The sequence below is a fragment of the Candidatus Dormiibacterota bacterium genome (assembly GCA_035544955.1).
In the GTDB taxonomy this organism is placed as follows: Bacteria; Chloroflexota; Dormibacteria; order CF-121; family CF-121; genus CF-13.
Window position 1 is genome coordinate 95,517 of the sequence record DASZZN010000014.1, and the last position, 20,970, is coordinate 116,486.

Consider the following 20,970-nt stretch of genomic DNA (forward strand, 5'->3'; position numbering starts at 1 on the left):
AGAGGCCCACGGTTTTTTGTTGTTTATCGCAATTCATCGAGGAGTTGAGATCATGGCGATCCACAAAAGCGAATTGAATACGGCGGCGGTCGAGGTCGAGGGCATCTCGAAGCGCTTCGGCGAGGCCAGCCGTCCGCATCGGCTGATGCCATGGCGCAAGGCGAAAAAGCCGAAGCTGGCGCTCGACAATGTGTCCTTGCATGTTCCGGCCGGCCGGATCACAGGCATCCTGGGCGCCAACGGAAGCGGGAAGTCGACGCTGATCCGGATCCTGGCCACGCTGCTCACCCCCGATGAGGGGACTGCGTCAGTCTTCGGTTACGACGTGGTGTCGCAGCCGGACGCCGTGCGCCGCCACATCAACCGTGTCTCGGTCGAGGCCTCCTTCTTCAAGGAGATGAGCCCCTGGGAGAACATGCTCTACGCCGCGCGCCTCTACGGCAGCGGCGGCGAGGGCACGCGGGCCCGGGTGGAGGCGATGTTGGAGCGGCTCGGACTGCCGCTCGACACACTCGACAAGCCGATGAAGCAGCTCTCGCGTGGCCAGCAGCAGAAGGTCGCCATTGCGCGCAGCTTCCTGACAACTCCGTCGCTGCTGCTGATGGACGAGCCGACCACCGGGCTGGATCCTCGGTCCAAGCGTGAGGTCCAGGAACTGGTGCGATCGATCCGGCGGGATCGCGCGGCCACCGTCCTGCTCTGTACTCACGACCTGCAGGAAGCGGAGGTGCTCTGCGACCGCGTCGTCGTCATCGACCAGGGCCGGGTGCTGGCGGACGGCACCCCCGCCGAGCTGATTCGCATGCATGCCGGCAAGGCCGACGGCAGCCTGGAGGATGCCTTCATGGCGCTGACCGGCAAGCGGCTCGAGGAAGACGAAGAGGAGAAGGAAGAATGACCGGAAATGCGCTTCGCTGGGAGCTCAACGCGTTCGTCGGCTTTATCGAGAGGCAGAAGAACCTCTACCGCCGCTACTGGGCGTGGGAGGCGGTTTGGCTGCTCTACAACCTGGTCAGTGTGCTCAGCATCGGCTACCTCGCGGCGGGGCTGTCGACGCTTGGTCTGGAGCAGGGGCAGGCGAACCTGCATCAGACGCAGCTCTACCTGCTGGTGGGGGCGCTGCTCTGGACCTACCTTTCGCTCGTGTTCTTCGAAATCTCCTTCGCCATTACCTGGGAACGGTGGGAGGGAACGATCGAGTACACGTTCATGGCACCGATCAAGCGGCTGACCCACCTGCTGGGTGTCTCCGCCGCCTCGCTGCTCTACGGGATGGCCCGGACGGCGGTGATCGGCGTCGCGCTGCTCTTTCTGTTCAAGATCGACCTGTCGCATGCCAACTGGCTGACGGCGCTAGCGATCTGCGCGGCCGCGACGCTGCCGCTGCTGGGCCTGGGGATCTTCACCTCGATCCTGCCGCTCCTGTCGCCGGAGAAGGGCGAGCAGATGGCGTTTGCGGTCCAGGGCGTACTGCTGCTCATCTCCGGCGTCTACTACCCGATCACGGTGCTACCGGTGCCCCTGCGTCTGGGGGGCCTCCTCTCGCCGCTGACCTACACGCTGGACGGGGTCCGCGAGTCGCTGCTCCACGGGCTCTCGCTGGCCGGGGCGCTGCCCGACATCGGCATCTTGGTGCTGATGGGCGTCATCCTGGTTCCCTCCTCCGTTTTCTTCTTCCGGCGAGCGGAGATCCGCGCCAAACGGCTGGGGCTGTTGAAGCGAAGCGGCTAACCCTATTCCTGCGATCATTCGATTGCGGTGAAGGGGCTAGCCGTCTGGCTTGGAGCGCAACAACGGCGGAATCTCGCGATCACCCTCGCCCTTGCCCTCGCGCCGGCGCTCGTTATCGGGCTCATCGCCTTCCAGCTGCTGCGGCCACTGCCCGACATCGCGGCGACAACGTTCCTTCCCGCGACAAGCCGCCTCGGCGCGGTCCCGCCACCGCTGCCGTGGCCGACGACCGGTAGCGCCGCCGTGGCGGTGACTGGGCTCGGCACGATTGGCACCCATGGTCCGCAAACTTCACTCCCGCTAGCAAGCACGGCCAAGGTCATGACCGCCCTGGTTGTCCTGGCAGATCGTCCGCTGAGACTCACAGAGCAAGGCCCAACGGTCCCGGTCAGCGCTGCCGACGTTGCGACCTATGTGGCTGAGAAGAATCAGGGACAGTCCGTTTTTCCCGTCGCCGCCGGGGAAAAGCTCAGCGAATACCAGGCCTTACAGGCCTTGCTTGTCCCGTCTGGCAACAACATCGCCGAGCTTCTCGCCGCTTGGGACGCCGGCTCGGTCGGAGCGTTTGTCGACAAGATGAACGCACGGGCGGCCACCCTCCAGCTGCTCCACACACATTACGTGGATGCGAGTGGCCTTTCTCCACAGTCCGTTGGCACACCAGAGGAACTGATCGCGCTCGCCGAAGCGGCGCTGCAAGACCCCGTGTTCGCCGAGATCGTGGCCCAGCCGGAGGCGACCCTGCCCGTCGCGGGTCGCGTTTTCAACGTCGATGCCGTGGTCGGACAGGACGGTATTGTCGGGGTCAAGACAGGCTCGAGCGGGGCGGCGGGCGCGTGCTTCGTCTTTGCCGCCGATGTCCGAGCGGATGGTCAGCCGGCGCGGCTATTCGGTGCCATCTTGGGACTGCCCACGCTCGATGACGCCTTTACATCGGCGACGAGCCTGGTGCAGGCTGTCGGCTCCGCTCTTCATTATCGGTCGGTTCTTTCGACAAATCAGGTGATCGCCGAATACGCGGCGCCCTGGGGCGACTCCGCCACTGTGTTCGCCGAACAGGACGTGAATTGGATCGCCTACGACGGCATGGTGCTCCGCCAGCGCACCGACATAATCAGGGTCAGAGCTCCATTGCCTTCGGGTTCTCGCGTTGGAACCTTGACGCTCGAGCTTGGCGAGCAGCGAACCCAACTTCCGCTCAAGACGACCGAACCCATCTTCCAGCCAGACTCCGTCTGGCGTCTCACCCGGGTCCGACTCGATCGACTGTTCCAGTAGACCTGCGATGCTTATCGGCATGTCAAAAATCTATACGCCCGTACTGCACCCCCGGATCGAAGCGCGCAAAAAGCAACGACCCGTCAAAGTCAGCGACCTCATGGCGAAAGGCGCGGCCGGCCCGATCACGCGCTTCAACACCTGGTTGGCGGTCAAGGTGACCAACGGCGTCGGCACAATGTGGTGCGCCTACGCTTTCGCGGCGCTGGCGCTCATCTCGCTGCCCGCCGCGATAGCGTCGGGGAACCCAGTCCTCATCGTCTCCTGGATAAGCCAGACATTTCTGCAGCTAGTGCTGCTGAGCATCATCATCGTCGGCCAGAACGTGCTCGCCGCCGCCAGCGACAAACGGGCCGAGGCCACCTTTGAGGATGCCGACGCGGTGCTGCACACCGCGTTGCAGATCCAGGACCATCTCGTGGCACAGGATGCCGAGATCGAGAAGATCCTCGCCCACCTCAGGCGCTTGAAGGCAACCTGACGTGGCCTGATTCCCTAGGAGGCCGGCTGCCGCACACTTCGTCCGGGCGCCACGTTTCCCTCGGTGATGGCTTCCCTGCCGGAGCCGAATCCGAGTCTGGCCATTCAGGCGCTCCGGTTGGATGGCATTCCGACCTTCGTCGCTCCCTCGGGACCCATGCCACTCCGGGCCTGCCTGATCTTCCGCATCGGAATGGCCGACGAGAGCCTGAGCCGACATGGCATCACGCACCTGGTCGAGCACCTCGCCCTGGAGGGTCTGGGCGAACAACCCTATAAGTACAACGGGATGGTCGACGGCCTGTTCACCCGCTTCTACGTGGCTGGCCGCGCGGGTGAGATCGTCGAGTTCATGGAGCGGGTCGTCAGCAGGCTCGCCGACCTTCCGCGTGAACGACTGGTTGCTGAAGCCGGCGTGCTCCGAACCGAGGCCACACGTGGGCCGACCGGCTGGCTGCAAGCGATGCTCAATTATCGATACGGCTCCAGTGGGTGGGGCCTCGCCGGGCTCGATCAATTCGGGCTCTGCAGCCCAGATCCCGAAGAGATTCAGGAGTGGGCACGGACGCGGTTCACGGCCGAGAACGCCGCCTTGTGGGTCAATGGCCCGCTGCCCGCCGACTTGCGCATCGGCCTTCCTTCGGGCTCACGGATTCTTGGGAAAGGCTTGCCGGCGGCCGCGGTCCGCTTGCCGGCATCGGTGGCCCAATCAGCGGCCGGCGTCGGAGTATCGATGACCGGCGAGCGATCGACCGCATTGGGGATCATGGCACAGGTCGCTCGACGGCGGGCCCACACACAACTGCGCGAGGGTGGCGTCAGTTATTCCGTGCAGTTGTCCTATCAGCCCCTCGACAAGGATTGGGCTCATTTCGCACTCTGGGCCGACGCACTCCCGGAGAACGTCGACCGGGTCGGCATCGAACTGCTCAAGATTCTGGACGGGCTGGCGGAAACCGGACCCCGGCAGGAGGAACTCGACCGCAGCCTGGATGAATTCGAGCGCTCGGAGGACGAGGCGGAGTCGGTCCTTCAATGGCTGGACAGCTCGGCCTCCAACGAGCTACTTGGCTCGCCGCTCTATACGCCAGCCCGCTTGAAGGCGGAGAATCGAGCGCTCACCCCTGAGGCTGGCCGCCAGGCGATGGCCCAGGCCATGCAAACGCTGCTGGTGATGGCGCCGTCGGAATTCAAGCTCTCACCCGCACGCTTTACGCCAGTTCCGATCTGGAGCAGTGAACGCCTGACAGGTGTGACGGTTGGCCTGCGACTCGGCCTCAGCACTGTCGGACGAGACATGCGGTTGAGCGTCGGGGATGAGGGTGTCACCCTTGCCATGGATGCAAGCCGCCAGGTCACCGTTTGGTTTGATCACTGCGCGGCGATGTTGCAATGGACCGATGGAAGCCGGACTCTCCACGGCAACGATGGCTTCCGGCTTCACATCTGCCCCCGGGACTGGCACGACGGCGAGCAACTGGTTCGCTGGATCGACCGCCACGTCCCAAAAGAGAAACTCGTGACAATGGGCAAGCGACCGAGCCCGGATCCTGAGGTCCTGGTTCGTGAGCCTGTTTACAAATTCGCGACCGATTACTTCGCGGCCGCCACGGCGGGCATCTGGGTCCTGGTCGGGCTGGGAGGCTACCTTTGGCCCACCACGGAGCCCGGGGCGCATGCCCTCACGATTTCGCTCGGCGTCTGGGGACTCTACCTCACGTACCGGCTCTATTCCCGCCTGTCAGCGGCCCGTGTCCGTCGCGTCTAGTAGATGAAGCCCAGGACGCCACGCATCGAGGTCACCGTTCGGTAGTCGACGCGGTTCCAGCCACCACCCGGAACGCCCCACCAGTTCATCTCCGAGACCACGAATGAGCCGTCGGGGTTGACCGACTCGACATAGCCCACGTGGCCCTGCGGCGACGTGCCGCTGATGCCCATCACCATGACGGCGCCGGCCCGCGGTGTGGGTCCCTCGACGAAGCCGAACGCCCGTGCGTTCCACCACCACTCGTAGCCATTTCCCCGCCAGGGGATGGTGCGCTTGTGCGCCACCCACCAGGTGCAATAGCCATAGCTAAAGCCATTGCCGCCACCCGAGACGGGACGCACCGCCGGTGCTTGGTGGGCGCTCCCCATTGGCCGCGCGGCCAGCGGCGCCCGCTGCTGGGTCGTGACGACTTGGGTTGCCTCCGGTGTGGCGAGGACATAGATCATGACGGCCGCGCGAGCCTGGTGCGGCCTGGGTAGGTCCATCTGTTCGATGGGCGTCGAAAGCGGGACCAACGTGGCGGCGGCGGCGGCCGTGATCGGCCGTTGCGGCAGGGACGCCAGCGCGCCGAAGCCAAATGCGAAGATCGCTCCTCCCCCGACCGTTAGACGCAAGGTCACACCAACGGTGCGATTCACGGTCCAACCTCCTTCCCTCAGTTGGATCAGATGCGCCGCCTACGCCTGGCCGTAGAGGACGCCGAGTAAAGAGAGGGAGTCGGACCGTTACGTAACTAGCCGTGGCAAACCTTACTACAAAGGGTCCATGACTTGTCAAGCTGGCCAGGAAATCACGCGGCTTAGAATCAACGCCATGCTGAGCCGGATCGACCATGTCGGGATCGCCGTCCGTGATCTCGACGAGGCGATTCGGATCTACGAGCGCCGCCTGGGATTACGCTCGACGGGACGCGAGCGGCTCGAGCGCGAGGGCATCGAGGTCGCGATGATCCCGATCGGGGAGAGCCGGATCGAGCTGATCATGCCGCTCAATCCGGACTCGAGTGTGGAAAAGTTCCTTCAGAATCGGGGCGAAGCCGTTCACCACGTCGCCTACGCAACCGACGATGTCGGGGCTTCCCTCGAGCAGGCGGCCAGCGGCGGCGCCCAGCTGCTCGATGCCGAGGCGCGGCCGGGGGCCCACGGCACCCGGATCGGGTTCGTCCATCCGAAGAGCGTCTGCGGAGTTCTGACCGAGTTCGTGGAAGCGGATGGCCAGACCGGCACCTAAGCCCGCCTCCGAACAACCGTCCGAGCCCGTTACCGACAGCGGCCTGCCGCTCAAGCCGGTCTACCAGGCGGCCGACGCCGGGCCGGAGGCACCGCCGCCGGGGCAGTACCCCTTCACCCGTGGCATCTATCCCGAGATGTATCGCCGCCGCCCCTGGACGATTCGCCAGTACGCCGGCTTCGGGAGCGCCGCCGAGACCAACCGCCGCTTCCGCTATCTGCTCGAGCAAGGCCAGACCGGGCTCTCGGTCGCCTTCGATCTGCCGACGCAGATCGGCCATGATGCCGACGCGCCGATGGCGAGGGGCGAGGTCGGCAAGGTCGGTGTGTCGATCTCCTCGCTCAAGGACATGGAAACGCTGCTCGACGGGATCCCGCTGGACAAAGTCAGCACCTCGATGACGATCAATGCCCCGGCCGCGATCCTGTTGCTTCTCTACGAGCTCGTCGCCGAGCAGCAGGGCATGCCGGGCAACCGGCTGAACGGCACCGTCCAGAACGACATCCTCAAGGAGTACGCCGCCCGAGGCACCTACGTCTTTCCGCCGCGTCCGTCGATGCGTCTCACCACAGACCTCTTCGCCTATTGCAAGGAGCGGCTCCCCAACTGGAACACGATCTCGATCTCCGGCTATCACTTGCGCGAGGCGGGCGCGACGGCGGTCCAGGAGCTTGGGTTCACCATGGCGCATGCGGTCGCCTACGTCGACGCGGCCCGGGCCGCGGGGCTGGCGGTCGTGGACTTTGCGCCGCGCCTCTCCTTCTTCTTCGCCGTCTTCTCCGATTTCTTCGAAGAAGTGGCGAAGTTCCGGGCCGCCCGCCGGCTGTGGGCGCGCCTGATGAAGGAGCGGTACGGCGTCAACGACGCGCGGGCGCAGACGCTCCGCTTCCACACCCAGACGGGGGGCAGCACGCTGACGGCGCAGCAGCCGCACAACAACATCGTTCGGGTGGCGCTGCAGGCGATGAGCGCGGTGCTGGGCGGCACGCAGAGTCTGCATGCCAACTCATTCGACGAGGCGCTGGGGCTCCCGTCGGAGATGGCCGCGACCCTCTCGGTGCGGACCCAGCAGATCATCGCCCACGAGACCAACGTCGCGAGTGTCGCGGACCCGATGGGCGGCAGTTACCTCGTGGAGGCGCTCACCCGCGAACTGGATGCTGGGGCGATGGCCCTGATCGCCGAGGTCGACCGCCGCGGCGGCGCGATTGCGGCGATCGAGACCGGGTTCACCCAGGACGCCATCCAGGAAAGCGCCTACCGGTTTCAGCAGGCCGTCGAAACCGGGCGCCGCGTGGTGGTCGGCGTCAACCGCTTCCAGGGCGACGACGAGGTGGTGGAGATCGTCAAAATCAGCCCTCAGCACGAGCGCGAGCAGATCGCGGCGCTGACGCGGCTGCGCGCGGAGCGCGATGCCAGAAAGGTCGATTCATGCCTCCAGGAGGTACGCCGGGCGGCGGAGGGTACACAGAACCTGTTGCCGCCGATGCGGGAAGCGTTTCGAGCCTATGCCACCATAGGAGAGGTGTGCGGAGTGCTGCGCGACGTGTTCGGTGAGTACCGGCCGGGGTCGCGCAGCTAAGTTATGGCCACGCGAGCTCCAAAGGACGCCACGCCCTCACCCTCCGAGCGCCAGATCAACGTCCTTCGCAAGCGGAAATATGACGCCATGCATCGCGGCGGCGACCCGGATGATAAGCAGCACCCGAAAGGGAAGCTGACCGCCCGCGAGCGAATCGAGCTGCTGGTCGACCCGGGGACGTTCACCGAGCTCGACGCCTTCGCCGTCCATCGCACCGAAGCCTTCGGAATGGGGGAGAAGAAGATCGCCGGCGACGGCGTCGTCACCGGCTACGGGGCGGTCGACGGCCGGGAGCTGTTCATCTTCTCGCACGACGCGAGCGTCTTCGGTGGCTCGCTGGGCGAGGTGTTCGCCGAAAAGGTCTGCAAGGTCATGGACCTCGCCGTCCGCGCCGGCCGGCCCTGCGTCGGCATCAACGACTCTGGCGGTGCGCGCATCCAGGAAGGGGTCGTCAGCCTGGCCGGCTATGCGGACATCTTCCTCCGCAACGTCCAGTCGTCCGGCGTGGTGCCGCAGATCTCGGTGATTGCCGGACCCTGCACCGGGGGCGCCGTCTACTCGCCCGCGATCACGGATTTCGTCTTCATGGTCGAGCACCTTGGCTACATGTTCATCACCGGGCCCGAAGTGGTCCGGGTGACGACCGGCGAGACGGTCGGCTTCGACGAGCTTGGTGGCGCCGAGGTTCACAACATCAAGAGTGGGGTCGCGCACTTCCTGGACGAGTCCGAGAACGAGGCCTTCAGCAGCGTCCGCCGGCTGCTCTCTTACCTGCCGGGAAGCAATCGCGAGCGGCCGCCCGCCACGACGCCGGCGGATGATCCGCAGCGGCGTGACCGGATGCTGCAGTCGCTCATTCCGGAAAACCCGAATCAGCCCTATGACATGAAGGCGGCGATCACGGCGGTGGTTGATCAGGGCAGCTTCATGGAGGTCCAGGAGCACTTTGCCCAGAACCTCGTGATCGGCTTTGCGCGGCTCGATGGGGAAGTGGTCGGGATCGTCGGCAACCAGCCGCGCATCCTCGCCGGCGCGCTCGACATCAATGCCTCCGTCAAGGGCGCGCGCTTCGTCCGCTTCTGCGACGCCTTCAACACCCCGCTCGTCACCTTCGTCGACGTGCCGGGCTTCCTCCCGGGAACGGCCCAGGAGTACAACGGCATCATTCGGCATGGCGCCAAGCTGCTCTACGCCTTTGCCGAGGCGACGGTGCCGAAGCTCACCGTGATCACCCGCAAGGCCTATGGCGGCGCCTACGACGTCATGTCGTCGAAGCACATCGGCGGCGATTTCAACTACGCCTGGCCGGCGGCGGAGATCGCGGTGATGGGACCCCAGGCCGCGGTCAACATCATCTTCAAGCGGGAGATCGCGGCCGCCAAGGATCCGGCAAAGAAGGCAGAGCAGCTGGTCGACGACTACAAGGAAAAGTTCGCCAACCCCTACATCGCCGCCGAGCGCGGCTTCCTCGATGACGTCATCGAGCCCCAGGACACGCGACCCACATTGATCCGGTCACTCCACCTGCTCAAGGACAAGCAGGTGGAGCGGCCGCACCGCCGTCACGGAAACATCCCGCTATGAAATTCCTCGAGTACCAGGTAAAGGAGCGTTTCCGGGCCGCCGGGGTTCCCGTGCCCGACGGTCGCGTGGTCCGCACCGCTGACGAGGCGGCGCTCGCCGCTGGCGCGCTCGGCCCGATCGCCGTCAAGGCGCAGGTCCCCGTCGGGGGACGCGGAAAGGCGGGAGGGATCAAGCTCGCCAGCACACCGGCCGACGCCAAGCGCGTCGCCGGCGAGATCCTGGGCATGACGATCAAGGGCTACATCGTCAAGGAGGTCTTGTGCGAGACCGCACAGGAGATCACCCGCGAGCTCTACCTGGGACTGACGCTCGATCGCGATGCCCGCAAGCCGGTGCTGATTCTCAGCGCCCAGGGTGGCATGGAGATCGAAGAGGTGGCCGAGACCCATCCCGAGGCGATCGCCAAGCTCCATCCGGACCCGTGGCGGGGGCCATTACCGTTTGAGGTACGCGACCTCATCTTTCGGGCCGGGCTCGGTCCGCTGCAGGCCCAGCTAACGCCGCTGGTCGTGAAGCTGTACGCGCTGGCCCGGACCTATGACGCGCTCACAATCGAAATCAACCCGCTGGCGCTCACGCGCGATGGAGGCCTGGTGGCGGCAGATGGCAAGCTCGAGATCGACGAGAATGCGATGTTCCGTCACAAAGACCTGCACGGGGCCGATGACACTGAGGAGGATCCGCTGGAAGCCGAGGCCAAACGGCGCAAGCTCACCTACGTGCGTCTCGACGGCTCCATTGGCGTCATCGGCAACGGCGCCGGGCTGGTGATGAACACGCTCGACCTGGTGCAGCGCGAAGGCGGCCGGGCCGCCAACTTCCTCGACATCGGGGGCGGGGCGAAGGCCGAGGTGGTGCACAGCGCGCTGGAATTGCTGGCGAGCGACCCCCAGGTCAAAGGCATCCTGATCAACATCTTCGGTGGCATCACCCGCGGCGACGAGGTGGCCCACGGCATCATCGATGCCACGCGCGATCTCCGCCTCACCTTGCCGCTCGTTGTGCGCATGACCGGCACGCGCGAAGAGGAAGGCCGCCGCCTCCTCGAGGAGGCGGGCATTACGCCGGCGGTCAGTGCGACGGCCGCCGCCCGGAGGATCGTCGAGCTGTCGAGGGGGTCCGCGGCATGAGCATTCTCCTCACGCGCGAGAGCCGCGTCATCGTGCAGGGCCTGACCGGTCGCGAAGGCAGCTTTCATACCGAGCAGATGAAGGCATACGGGACCAATGTCGTCGCTGGTGTGAGCCCGGGCAAGGGTGGGACCACGCATCTCGGCATCCCGGTGTTTGATACCGTCGCGGAGGCCAAGCTCGAGACCGGGGCCGACGTCACCGGCATCTTCGTGCCGGCACCCTTCGCGGCAGACGCCATCATGGAGGCCGCCGCTGCCGGCGTCGGGCTGATCGTCTGCATTACGGAGGGCATTCCGCTCTATGACATGGTCCGCGCGCGCGCCTTTGTGGCAGATGCCGGCGTGAAGCTCATAGGACCGAACTGCCCCGGACTGGCAACGTCCGGTGAGGCGAAGGTCGGCATCATCCCCAACCACATCACCAGCGTGGGATCCGTCGGCATCGTCTCACGCAGCGGAACGCTGACCTATGAAGTCATCCAGGGGCTGAGCCAGGCGGGCGTGGGGCAGACCACCTCGGTGGGGATTGGCGGCGATCCAATCCTCGGACTCTCCTTCACCGAGGTGCTGCGGCTCTTCAAGGATGATCCCGCAACGCGCGCCGTCGTGGTGATCGGCGAGATCGGCGGCAGCGATGAGGAGGCCGCGGCCGAGCAAGTGATCGGCCAGGGTTTCGGAAAACCGGTCATCGGCTTCATCAGCGGGCGCACCGCTCCACCAGGAAAGCGCATGGGTCACGCCGGCGCCATCATCTCCGGAAACACCGGCACCGCGGCCTCGAAGCTGCAGGCCTTGAAGCGGGCGGGTGCGCAGGTGTGCGACACCATTGAGGAGGTGGTGGCGGCCGCCGGGGCCGCCGTGGGCCAACCGTCAAGCGCCGCGCACCGCTAAGCCGCCGGCGGCGAAACGGGCCTCAACCGGCGGCCCGTGCTCCGCGCCGCCGCCGTTTTCGCCGCTTACGCCGGGCGGGCCTCCTGCTAATGCTCGTCGTGGTCGTCCTCACTGTGATCGCCTACCTCCCGGCGGGCAGCATGACGGCGTCCGTCCCCCCGCCGCGCTACGGCGATGGATCGCAAGTCTGGCTACGGACGGCCAATGGACAGATCGTCGATGGCCTCGGGCGCAAGGTGTTGCTGCGCGGTTTCAACGACGACGCGCTGGTTTCCTATCCAAACGATCCGCCCGCGCCCCTGGACGAGATGGATGCGACGTTGATGGCGCAGGCGGGCTTCGACGTCGTCCGCCTCGGGATCGACTGGTCGCGGCTCGAGCCGGACCGCGGCCGCATCAACCAGGCCTATCTCGATCGGGTCGCCGGCGCGGTGGCCATGCTGAACCGGCACGGCCTCTGGGTCATCCTCGATATGCATTTTCGCCTTGGATGGAGCCCACGCTTCGGCTACTCCGGCGCGCCGGCATGGGCGACGATCGGCATTCCCAACTGGAATCCGTTGCATCAATCCTGGAGCCCGGCGCTCTCGCCCGCCGCTTTTACGTCCGACACCTATTTCTGGCTGACGTCCGATTGGAAAAGGGACTTCTACATGACCTGGCAGGCGGTCGCGGCCCGCTTCAGGGACAACGCCGGGGTCGCCGGGTACGACATCTTCAATGAGGCGCACCCGCTGCCCATCCCGCCTCGCATCTTCGAGAAGTCCTATCTCTGGCCGATGTTCAAGGAGGCGATCGAGGCGATCGGTACCGTCGACTCGAACCACCTCTTCTTCGTCGAGGGCATCCTGCTGCTCTCGCTGAACACGGTGGTCGTCCACCTCAAGGCGCCGAATGTCGTGTATGGCACCCACGTCTACGAGGGCTCCCTCGTCCCGCCCCAGTGGAACGGCGACCCTAGCTATCTCCGCCAGCGGTTTCAGCAGCGCGTCAGGGAAGCGGCTCAGGTGCCCGCGCCCCTTTGGGTCGGTGAGATCGGCTACGACCTGGGCGCGACGGGGGCGACCTCCTATGCGGACGCGGCCCTCGATGAAGCCGACGACCTCGGGATCGGCTGGGCCTGGTGGCAGTGGCGCGAGAGCCGGTGGTGGGGCATGGTGGACCGGGCCGGCCAGCTCGTGAACACCGAGGTGCTGCGCCACCTCGCCCGCCCCTACATGATCGCCGCGCCGACGGGCGTTCATGCCGGCCGCGGCGATGGTCTACGCGGGACGCTCACGATCCGGGTGGACGCGGGGCACGCGGATCAGCCCGTCGCGATCGGGTGGTCGGCGCTCACGCTGACGGGACCGATCGTCGGCGGCACCTGCGTCAATAGTTCCCATTGGGACGCGACAACGGGGAGGTTGACGCTTCAACTCGAAGCAGGTGTGGGATGTCAGGTAACGCTGCGGACCGCATAGCGCACGCGCCGGTCTGGGTTCGGTACGGCCTGATTCGTGGATTCATTGCCTTTGCGTCGACCCTTGCCGCCAACCTGGCGATCACGCTACTCCGGCCGGCCGACCTCTGCCGTGCGGGGCCGGGCCCGCATTCTCATCGCCCTCTCATCCCCGTACGGACGTCCATGTCGGACCCACCACCTCCCAGAGGTGGTCAGCAAAGGCCCGATGCTGCGCCGGACCTGGATGAAGGCCGTCGCCGGCGAGCCAGCCATCGCCGCGGTTGGTTTCCCGGCTGATCGCGCTGATGTCCGCGTACTGGAAACCGCGAGAGGCGGCTTCTGAACGGGCGATGTCGTTGATGGCATCGATTCGCGCCCGCAGGTGACTGGGCGTGCCGAAGGGCGCTGCGCCTGGAAGCGGCGAGAAGTCCGGGACGGAGACAGCCATAACTCGTGCTGAGCGCAATCCAAGGCTCTTGACGGTTTCATAGATCTGCGTCAACCTCGCGCGGTAGGTCGCATCGTCAGATCCCTGCACGACGTCGTTGGCCCCGATCAGAATGCTGACGAGCTCCGGTGCTGACCTCCGCGCGACCGGCAACTCTTCACGGATCAGATCGGTCGTGGTGTATCCATTGACCCCGAGATTGATGAGTACGACGTCGATGCTCAGCAGCTGCCTCAGGCGCCCGGCCAGCAGGCTCGGGAAGTTCTGCGCCTCATGCTCGAGCCCCGTCCCGATTGTGTAGCTATCGCCGAGTGCCAGGTATCGGATAGATTCCACAAGGCGATGTTAGGACCCGTGCCTGGATCGGTCGAGCCCTCGTATGCCGCGTTGCTCCGGGTGCCGGGCTTCGCTCGCGTGGTGCTGGGGACGCTCCTGGCACGTCTCGGCGGGCAGATGTGGGAGATCGTTCTGGTGCTGTTCGTCCTGCAGCGGTATCAATCGCCGAGCCTGGCGGGCCTGACCGTTCTGCTCGCGATCGTTCCGGGGCTTGCGTTGAGTCCAATTGCCGGCGCGCTGCTCGACCGCCAGGGACGCCTTCGGCTGATGATCCTCGACTACGCGGTGACGGCCGTTCTCATGGCCACGATCGTCGTCCTGTCGCTCGGGCACCGGCTGCCGCCGCCGCTGCTGCTGATCATCGTGTCCGTGCTTGGCGTGAGCAACATCCTGAGCATCACCGGCGCTCGCTCGCTCTTTCCACTCATGCTGCCGCGAGCGCTCTGGGACCGCGCGAATGGGCTCGATACCAGCATGTATTCACTCACGGCGGTCATCGGTCCGGCGATCGCGGGCGTCGTCGTAGCGCGGTTCGGTCCAGAGGCCGCGTTGCTCGCGACCGCGAGCGTGGCGGCGATCGCGTCGGTCTCGCTGATCGGCGTCCACGAACCGATCGCCCGCACGGAGTCCGGGGGATCGTTGATTGGCGACGCATGGGCGGCGCTCCTCTACGTCGTTCGCCACCGCAGCCTGCGCGGCCTCGCGATCGCCTTGTTCATCTGCAACCTCGGATACGGCGTCGTCCCGGTCGGCATCCCCGTTCTCGTGCTGCGGCAGCTGCACGGCAACGCTGCGAACGTGGGGCAGGTGTTCGCGGTCTTCGGCCTAGCCGGCCTGGTAGCGGGCTTACTGATCGGCCGCATCAGCACCGAGGGACGCGAGCGACGGCTGATCGCCGCGTGCATGGCGATCCAGGTACCCGCGCTGGCGGTGCTGGCGTTCGCGACCTCGTTGCCCGTGGTGTTCGCCGTCGCCGTCGTCGAGGGCGTGGCCGGATCGGTCATCAACGTCGGGATCTTCGCGCTTCGTCAGCGGCGCACGGACCCTGCCTGGTTCGGCCGCGCCTTTGCTGTATCGATGAGCCTCAACTTTGCAGGGATCCCGATCGGATCCGCGCTCTCCGGCCCGTTGCTCGAGCACTCGATCGCCCTGCCCCTGCTGCTCGGCGCTGCCATCAACGTCGTCGCGGTGGCTGCCGCCCTTACGCTTATCCCGGCGCGACAGCCGGCCGAAGCCCGGTAAAGGACTCGCCCAGCACGCTCAGCAGGAAGGCGAGAGCTTCCTCGTCGTGCGCCGTCGAGACAAAGGACGCTTCGAACTGTGCGGGCGGAATCAAGACCCCTTTCTTCAGGAGACGCTGGAACCAGCTGGCAAAAAACGCCGTGTCGGCCTGCTTGGCCCCGGCGTAGTCGCGAACGGCCTGGTCGGTGAAGAAGGGTGTCAGCATCGACCCCACTCGGTTGACGGTTAGCGAGATCCCGGCTGCGGCCGCAGACGACTGCAGCCCGGCGGCGACGCGAGCTCCCGCGCCCTCCAACCGCCGGTAGGCGTGGTCGTCGAGTGCGTCCAGCGTGGCAAGCCCGGCCACCACGGCGAGCGGATTGCCGGAGAGCGTCCCGGCCTGGTAGACGGGCCCGGCCGGTGCGACCTGGTCCATGACCTCCCGGCGGCCGCCGTAGGCGCCGATGGGAAGACCACCGCCAAGGACCTTTCCCAGGCAGGTCAGATCCGGTGTCACGCCGTACAGTTCCTGCGCGCCACCCCGGGCGACGCGAAATCCCGTGATGACCTCATCGAAGATCAGCAGGCTGCCATCGTTCGTGGTGAGCTTTCGCAATCCTGCAAGAAAGCCTGGCGACGGTGGCACGACGCCCATATTGCCCGCAACCGGTTCGACGATGATCGCCGCAACCTGGCCTGGCCAGCGGTTCATGGCCGCCTCGACCTCATCGAGCGCGTTGTAGCTGACGACCAGGGTGTCCCCCGCGGCTCCGGGCGTGATCCCCGGCGTGCCGGGGATACCGAGCGTGGCGACGCCCGAGCCCGCCTCGACCAGCAACGCATCGGCGTGCCCGTGGTACCCGCCGGCAAACTTGATCAGCTTGGACCGGCGCGTCACCGCGCGCGCGAGCCGGACGGCGGACATCGCCGCCTCGGTCCCCGAATTGACCAGTCGCAGCATCTCGATGGCCGGCATCCGCTCCGATACCGCCGCTGCCAAACGTACCTCGCCCTCGGTCGGGGCGCCGAACGTCCAGCCACGCTCGAGCTGGGCGCGCAGCGCCTCGAGGACGGCGGTCGGCCGGTGGCCAAGGATGAGTGGTCCCCAGGAGCAGACGAGGTCCAGGTAGCGATGGCCGTCGACATCAAAAATCCACGGGCCCTGGCCGCGGGCGATGAACGGTGGGTTGCCCCCGACGGCGCGATAGGCGCGCACCGGGCTGTTGACGCCGCCCGGGATCAGGCGCTGTGCCTCCTCGAAGAGCGCGGCCGACCGATCGATGCCTACGATGGGTTCCGGTCGAGCTCGAAGGCGTCGTTGATGACGGCGGCTTCCAGGGTCGGGTCGGGGCTCTCGCGGAGCGCGCGGATTGGGCCGTGGAGAAACTTGGCGGTCAGGGCATCGGCGAGGTCGCGCATGGCCTCGCGCGTCTCCACCTCGCTCGCCGGGACCCGCGCCAGATGACGCTCGAGCACACCATCGCGCAAGCGCTCCACGCGACTCACCAGCGCTTGCACCGTCGGCGCCGACTCGCGAGCATCCAGGGCCTGCCCCGTCGCTCGCACCTCTTCCGCAACGATCTCCTCGGCGGCGGGAACGAAGGCCTCGCGTGCTTCGCGGTTGGTCTCGGCGACGCGTTGAAGGTCATCGATGTTCAGGAGGTGGACACCGGCAACGCCGGCAGCGTCGGGATCGACATCGCGCGGGACCGCCATGTCGACGATCAGCAGCGGGCGGCCGCCACGACGCTCCTGGAACGTCGTGACCCGGCCGGCGTCGAGCAGATGGTGCGGGGCGCTGCTCGACGAGACGATGATGTCGACCGAGCCGATGATCTCTTCGATCCCATCGAACGGAACCGCCGCCGCGCCGCCAGTCTGTGCGACCTCGTCGGCACGTTCGAATCGCCTCGAGGCGAGATAGACGCTGCCGATCCGTTGGTTGCGCAAGAGGCGCAACGTCACTTCGCTCATCTCGCCGGCGCCGAGCAGCAGCACATTCCGGCCGGCGAGGCCGCCAAGGACGTCCTGCGTCGCCGCCACTGCGGCATGGCCCACCGATACCGGCCGCCGCCCAAGCCCCGTTTCGTGGCGGATGCGCTTGGCGGCCCGCAGCGCGCCTCGGATGATGATCTCCAGCTGGGCGTCGAGCGCACCGGCCTGCCGGGCCAGCGACAGCGCCCGCTTGAGCTGTCCGAGCACCTGCGCCTCGCCGATCATCAGCGAGTCGAGACCGCCGGCCACCCGGAACAGGTGATCCATCGCATCGTCGCCCGTGAGCCGATACGCGTAGCGCTGCCAGGCCTCGAAGGGCAGCTGGTGCGGCCACAGGCCAAACGACTCGAAGAGCCGATCCGGAGTGTCGTTGGCAGAGGCGATCGCGTAGAGCTCGGTCCGGTTGCAGGTTGATAGCAGAACGCCGCTCTCGATCAGATCGTGATCGATGAGACGGCGAACGCACTCGCCGACCCCGGTCTCAGGAATGAAGACCTGCTCCCGGACGTCGAGCGGTGCTGACTTATGACTCAGGCCAAGAACGACAAACTTCACGGGACCCACGCCTAATGGTACGTGCAGGGGCCGTCGCTCAGACCGGGAAGACGCCGTGCTTGCGCTCCACCCGCGGGCGCTGGCTGGTCGCATAGGCGGCGAAGCGATCGACGAGCTCGGTCCGGAGCTCCGTGGGCGCCACGACCGCGTCGACGATCAGGTCCGACGCCAGCCGGTAGAGGTCGATGTCCTCTCGATACTCTTCCTGGAGCTTCTGAACGTACGCCGGGCGCTCGGCCTCCGGCAGCTCCTGGATCTTGTTGTAGAAGACGGCGTTGACGGCGGCGCTCGGGCCCATCACGCCGATCATCGCCGTCGGCAATGCCAGCGTCGCGTTCGGCTCGTACGCCGGACCGGCCATGGCATAGAGGCCGGCGCCGTACGCCTTGCGCACGATCACAGAGATCTTCGGGACAGTGGCCTCCGCCACCGCGGCGATCATCTTGGCGCCGTGGCGGATGATCCCCTGCCGCTCGACGACGGTGCCGATCATGAAACCTGGTACGTCGGCGAGAAAGAGCAGCGGGATGTTGAAGGCGTCGCACAGCCAGATGAAGCGTGCCGCCTTGTCGGCGGAGTCGACGAAGAGGATCCCGCCCTTTTGCATCGACTGGTTGGCGACCACGCCGACCACCCGCCCATCGATGCGCGCCAACCCACAGATGATCTCCTTTGCATAGAGCTTCTTGATCTCGAAGAAGCTGCCCGCGTCGATCACCCCGTCGATCAGCTGCTGCATGTTGAAGGCGCGCCCCTCGTCCTCGGGTACGAGGGTGTCCAGTGGCACCGGCGGCCTGGCCTCGGCCGAGGGGGCCGGACGAGGCGTCTCCGTCCAGTTCTGTGGGAAATAGGAGAGGTAGCGCCGTCCCGCCTCGATCGCCTCTTCGTCGGAGGCAACCAGGGTGTCGCCGACGCCGCTGACGGTCGAGTGCATTCGGGCCCCGCCCATCTCCTCGAGCGTCACCTTCTCGCCGATCACCATCTCCGCCATCCGCGGGGACCCGAGGTACATGCTGGCGTTGCCCTCGACCATGATCGTGATGTCGCAAAAGGCGGGGATGTAGGCACCGCCCGCGGCCGAGGGGCCGAAGAGCAGGCAGATCTGCGGCACCACGCCGGACAGTCGCACTTCCTGGTGGAAGATGCGACCCGCGTGCCGCCGCCCTGGGAACATCTGCACCTGGTCGGTGATCCGCGCTCCGGCTGAGTCCACCAGGTAGAAGATCGGGACGCGCAGCCGTTCGGCAGTCTCCTGGATGCGAATGATCTTCTCCACCGTGCGCGGTCCCCAGGATCCGGCCTTGACCGTCGGGTCGTTGGCCATCACGCACACCGTCCGCCCCTCGATCCGGCCGATGACCGTCACGACGCCATCGGCGCCGTAGCCGGGTTCCTCGCTGTGGGCGAGCAGTCCGTCCTCGATCAGAAAATCGGGGTCGAGCAGCAACTCGAGCCGGCGTCGAACTGGCAGCTTGTGCTCCTGCCGCAGTTTTTCCGCATACTTCGCCGACCCACCGGCCCGCGCCGTCTCGGATCGAACCTTGAGCTGGTCCTTGGCGTCCTGCTTCGCCGTCGGATCCGGCGCGCTCATGCCGAGACGCTTCCCGTTTCCGGCGGTGCCAGGGCGTGGATCCTGCCGGGCATCGGGGCGCCGAGGGTGCGCTCGAGTCCGCGGGACACCACAATGAGCCGGCTGACATCGACCCCGGTCGCGATGCCCATCGCCTCGAGCATCGCGAGGGCATCTTCGCTGCAGAGGTTGCCGGCCGCGCCGGGGGCGAAGGGGCTGCCGCCGATGCCGCCGACCGAACCTTCGAAGAGGTTGACGCCGGTTTCCAGCGCCGAGAGCAGGTTGGCCAGCGCGGTGCCGCGGGTGTCGTGGAAATGCGCGCCCCAGCGAATCGCGGGCAGCCGCTCCTTCAACGTCTGGAAGAGCGCCTCGACCTGCGCTGGGTTGGCGACGCCGATGGTATCGGCCAGCGCGATCTCCTCGATGCCGGCATCGGCCAGTGCCGCCGCGACCTCGGCCACCCGTTCCGGCGGAACCGCCCCTTCATAGGGACAACCGAACGCCACGCTGAGGCTCGCGTCGACCACGATCCGGTCGCGCCGTGCCTCAGCGGCGATCGACTGGATCTCCTGGAGCGTCTCCTCGACGGAGCAATTCAGGTTGTGCTGGTTGTAGCCGTCGGTCGCCGCCACCGTGACCGCGACGTTTCGAACGCCCGAACCCCGGGCCCGGTCGAGGCCGCGGCGATTCGGAACGAGTACGCGCAGCTGATCGATCCGATCCTGCAGCGCCTCGAGCACGGCCTCGGCATCGGCGAGCTGGGGCACCCATTTGGGGTGCACCATGGAGGTGGCCTCGACGCGTCGAAATCCGCAATCGAGCAGGCTCGCCACGAGGCCCACTTTTGCCGGGGTGGCCAGCGTCCGTGGCCAGCTCTGCAACCCGTCGCGGGGTCCGACTTCCACCCAGTCGACCCGCAGGGCCGCGCTCATTTGCCGGTGAACCGCGGCTCTCGCTTTTCGAAGAAGGCGGTGACACCTTCCTTCAGGTCATCGCTCAAGCCGAGCAGGGCGAGCTGGTCCTGCAGGTAGGCAATCGCCGACGGGAAGCTCATGTCCTGCATGCGGTAGAAGGCCTCGAGGCCGAGCCGCATGGCGATGGGGCTCTTTTTCGCGAGTTCGCCGGCGAGCGTGTCGACCTCGGCGTCGAGCTGCGCCGGCGGCACGTGCCGGTTGATGAGACCGATGCGGGCTGCCTCAGCGGCGTCGATGCGCTTGCCCGTCAGCATCAATTCCATCCCGGCTTTGCGCGGCACGTTGCGAAAGACGATCGCCATGATCATCATCGGGAAGACGCCGACGTTCACTTCGGGCATGCCGAATTGGGCGTCGCTGGCGGCGATGGCGAGGTCGCAGGCGGCTACGAGACCGAAACCGCCGGCGAGCGCGTGGCCGTTGACGCGGGCAATCGTTGGCTTGCCCAACTCCGTCATCGCGAGGAAGAGATCGGCGAGCTGACGGCGCTGGAAATAACGGTCCAGCTCGGGTTGCTCACTGCGAAAGCTGTTCAGGTCGGCACCGGCGCAGAAGACCTTGCCCGCCCCCGTGATCACGATGACCCGGATTTGCCCGTCGCCCTTGGCCTGCTCGAGCGCCGCGCCGAGTTCGGCCACCGTTTCCGTGCTCAAAGCGTTGCGATTGTCGGGACGGTTGATCGTGATCGTGGCGACCGCGTCGCGCCGCCCGTAGAGGAGGTTCTTGAACTCCACCGGCCAAGTATATG

General features: G+C 66.4%; 19 protein-coding genes. 12 read left to right on the forward strand and 7 right to left on the reverse strand.

All coding sequences use genetic code 11. The annotated features are described in order from the left end of the window. The first annotated feature begins 52 nt into the window (after positions 1 to 52). The 5 genes from VHK65_05730 (at position 53) to VHK65_05750 (ending at position 5,257) form a co-directional block, all read left to right on the forward strand. A complete protein-coding gene (locus VHK65_05730; GenBank protein ID HVS05651.1) occupies positions 53 to 898 on the forward strand; it encodes an ABC transporter ATP-binding protein in 846 nt (281 codons plus the stop codon). Continuing rightward, positions 895 to 1,731 (forward strand): ABC transporter permease, encoded by an 837-nt coding sequence (locus tag VHK65_05735; protein HVS05652.1) that lies wholly within the window; start codon positions 895 to 897, stop codon positions 1,729 to 1,731. Before VHK65_05730 ends, VHK65_05735 begins: the two co-directional genes overlap by 4 nt. Positions 1,732 to 1,758: 27 nt before the next feature. Continuing rightward, positions 1,759 to 3,009: a D-alanyl-D-alanine carboxypeptidase gene (locus VHK65_05740; GenBank protein ID HVS05653.1), complete on the forward strand. Its 1,251-nt coding sequence runs from the start codon at positions 1,759 to 1,761 to the stop codon at positions 3,007 to 3,009. Positions 3,010 to 3,028: 19 nt separating this feature from the next. Then, on the forward strand, positions 3,029 to 3,490 hold the full coding sequence (locus VHK65_05745) for a hypothetical protein (GenBank protein ID HVS05654.1): 462 nt from the start codon (positions 3,029 to 3,031) through the stop codon (positions 3,488 to 3,490). Between the two features lie 66 nt (positions 3,491 to 3,556). Continuing rightward, positions 3,557 to 5,257: a hypothetical protein gene (locus VHK65_05750; protein ID HVS05655.1), complete on the forward strand. Its 1,701-nt coding sequence runs from the start codon at positions 3,557 to 3,559 to the stop codon at positions 5,255 to 5,257. On the opposite strand, the gene VHK65_05755 is transcribed toward VHK65_05750, so the two are convergent. Next, positions 5,254 to 5,898 carry a CHAP domain-containing protein gene (locus VHK65_05755; GenBank protein HVS05656.1) on the reverse strand — a complete coding sequence of 215 codons (645 nt, stop codon included), beginning with the start codon at positions 5,896 to 5,898 and terminating at the stop codon, positions 5,254 to 5,256. The genes VHK65_05750 and VHK65_05755 overlap by 4 nt on opposite strands. A 175-nt stretch (positions 5,899 to 6,073) precedes the next feature. Here VHK65_05755 and mce point away from each other — a divergent pair, with 175 nt between their 5' ends. The 6 genes from mce (at position 6,074) to VHK65_05785 (ending at position 13,142) form a co-directional block, all read left to right on the forward strand. Next, on the forward strand, positions 6,074 to 6,490 hold the full coding sequence (gene mce, locus VHK65_05760; protein HVS05657.1) for a methylmalonyl-CoA epimerase: 417 nt from the start codon (positions 6,074 to 6,076) through the stop codon (positions 6,488 to 6,490). Next, positions 6,471 to 8,072 (forward strand): methylmalonyl-CoA mutase family protein, encoded by a 1,602-nt coding sequence (locus VHK65_05765; protein ID HVS05658.1) that lies wholly within the window; start codon positions 6,471 to 6,473, stop codon positions 8,070 to 8,072. The genes mce and VHK65_05765 overlap by 20 nt, the downstream gene beginning before the upstream one ends. A gap of 87 nt (positions 8,073 to 8,159) precedes the next feature. Further along, positions 8,160 to 9,656 carry an acyl-CoA carboxylase subunit beta gene (locus VHK65_05770; GenBank protein ID HVS05659.1) on the forward strand — a complete coding sequence of 499 codons (1,497 nt, stop codon included), beginning with the start codon at positions 8,160 to 8,162 and terminating at the stop codon, positions 9,654 to 9,656. After that, positions 9,653 to 10,786 carry an ADP-forming succinate--CoA ligase subunit beta gene (sucC, locus tag VHK65_05775; protein ID HVS05660.1) on the forward strand — a complete coding sequence of 378 codons (1,134 nt, stop codon included), beginning with the start codon at positions 9,653 to 9,655 and terminating at the stop codon, positions 10,784 to 10,786. The genes VHK65_05770 and sucC overlap by 4 nt, the downstream gene beginning before the upstream one ends. Further along, entirely contained in the window at positions 10,783 to 11,679 is an 897-nt protein-coding gene (gene sucD / locus VHK65_05780; GenBank protein ID HVS05661.1) for a succinate--CoA ligase subunit alpha, read from the forward strand. The genes sucC and sucD overlap by 4 nt, the downstream gene beginning before the upstream one ends. A gap of 98 nt (positions 11,680 to 11,777) precedes the next feature. After that, on the forward strand, positions 11,778 to 13,142 hold the full coding sequence (locus VHK65_05785) for a cellulase family glycosylhydrolase (GenBank protein ID HVS05662.1): 1,365 nt from the start codon (positions 11,778 to 11,780) through the stop codon (positions 13,140 to 13,142). A gap of 144 nt (positions 13,143 to 13,286) precedes the next feature. Here VHK65_05785 and VHK65_05790 read toward each other — a convergent pair whose 3' ends face one another. Then, entirely contained in the window at positions 13,287 to 13,907 is a 621-nt protein-coding gene (locus tag VHK65_05790) for an SGNH/GDSL hydrolase family protein (GenBank protein HVS05663.1), read from the reverse strand. An 18-nt stretch (positions 13,908 to 13,925) separates the two neighbouring features. Between VHK65_05790 and VHK65_05795 the strand changes: the two genes are divergently transcribed. Next, complete coding sequence (locus VHK65_05795; GenBank protein ID HVS05664.1) at positions 13,926 to 15,149, forward strand: MFS transporter; 1,224 nt, start codon at positions 13,926 to 13,928, stop codon at positions 15,147 to 15,149. Here VHK65_05795 and hemL read toward each other — a convergent pair. From hemL to VHK65_05820, 5 genes are read right to left on the reverse strand one after another with little or no spacing between them, the layout of a single operon-like run. After that, complete coding sequence (gene hemL / locus VHK65_05800; GenBank protein HVS05665.1) at positions 15,115 to 16,419, reverse strand: glutamate-1-semialdehyde 2,1-aminomutase; 1,305 nt, start codon at positions 16,417 to 16,419, stop codon at positions 15,115 to 15,117. The two genes, VHK65_05795 and hemL, sit on opposite strands and share 35 nt — an antisense overlap. Then, on the reverse strand, positions 16,413 to 17,678 hold the full coding sequence (gene hemA / locus VHK65_05805; GenBank protein ID HVS05666.1) for a glutamyl-tRNA reductase: 1,266 nt from the start codon (positions 17,676 to 17,678) through the stop codon (positions 16,413 to 16,415). The genes hemL and hemA overlap by 7 nt, the downstream gene beginning before the upstream one ends. A 37-nt stretch (positions 17,679 to 17,715) precedes the next feature. Further along, entirely contained in the window at positions 17,716 to 19,269 is a 1,554-nt protein-coding gene (locus VHK65_05810; GenBank protein ID HVS05667.1) for an acyl-CoA carboxylase subunit beta, read from the reverse strand. Then, on the reverse strand, positions 19,266 to 20,180 hold the full coding sequence (locus VHK65_05815; protein HVS05668.1) for a hydroxymethylglutaryl-CoA lyase: 915 nt from the start codon (positions 20,178 to 20,180) through the stop codon (positions 19,266 to 19,268). Before VHK65_05815 ends, VHK65_05810 begins: the two co-directional genes overlap by 4 nt. Beyond that, on the reverse strand, positions 20,177 to 20,956 hold the full coding sequence (locus tag VHK65_05820) for an enoyl-CoA hydratase-related protein (GenBank protein HVS05669.1): 780 nt from the start codon (positions 20,954 to 20,956) through the stop codon (positions 20,177 to 20,179). Before VHK65_05820 ends, VHK65_05815 begins: the two co-directional genes overlap by 4 nt. Between the last annotated feature and the right edge of the window lie 14 nt (positions 20,957 to 20,970).

Coding starts and splice junctions, on each gene's coding strand:
- VHK65_05730 (HVS05651.1), top strand. CDS start 53: ATGGCGATCCACAAAAGCGAATTGAATACGGCGGCGGTCGAGGTCGAG.
- VHK65_05735 (HVS05652.1), top strand. CDS start 895: ATGACCGGAAATGCGCTTCGCTGGGAGCTCAACGCGTTCGTCGGCTTT.
- VHK65_05745 (HVS05654.1), top strand. CDS start 3,029: ATGTCAAAAATCTATACGCCCGTACTGCACCCCCGGATCGAAGCGCGC.
- VHK65_05750 (HVS05655.1), top strand. CDS start 3,557: ATGGCTTCCCTGCCGGAGCCGAATCCGAGTCTGGCCATTCAGGCGCTC.
- mce (HVS05657.1), top strand. CDS start 6,074: ATGCTGAGCCGGATCGACCATGTCGGGATCGCCGTCCGTGATCTCGAC.
- VHK65_05765 (HVS05658.1), top strand. CDS start 6,471: ATGGCCAGACCGGCACCTAAGCCCGCCTCCGAACAACCGTCCGAGCCC.
- VHK65_05770 (HVS05659.1), top strand. CDS start 8,160: ATGCATCGCGGCGGCGACCCGGATGATAAGCAGCACCCGAAAGGGAAG.
- sucC (HVS05660.1), top strand. CDS start 9,653: ATGAAATTCCTCGAGTACCAGGTAAAGGAGCGTTTCCGGGCCGCCGGG.
- sucD (HVS05661.1), top strand. CDS start 10,783: ATGAGCATTCTCCTCACGCGCGAGAGCCGCGTCATCGTGCAGGGCCTG.
- VHK65_05810 (HVS05667.1), bottom strand. CDS start 19,269: ATGAGCGCGCCGGATCCGACGGCGAAGCAGGACGCCAAGGACCAGCTC.
- VHK65_05815 (HVS05668.1), bottom strand. CDS start 20,180: ATGAGCGCGGCCCTGCGGGTCGACTGGGTGGAAGTCGGACCCCGCGAC.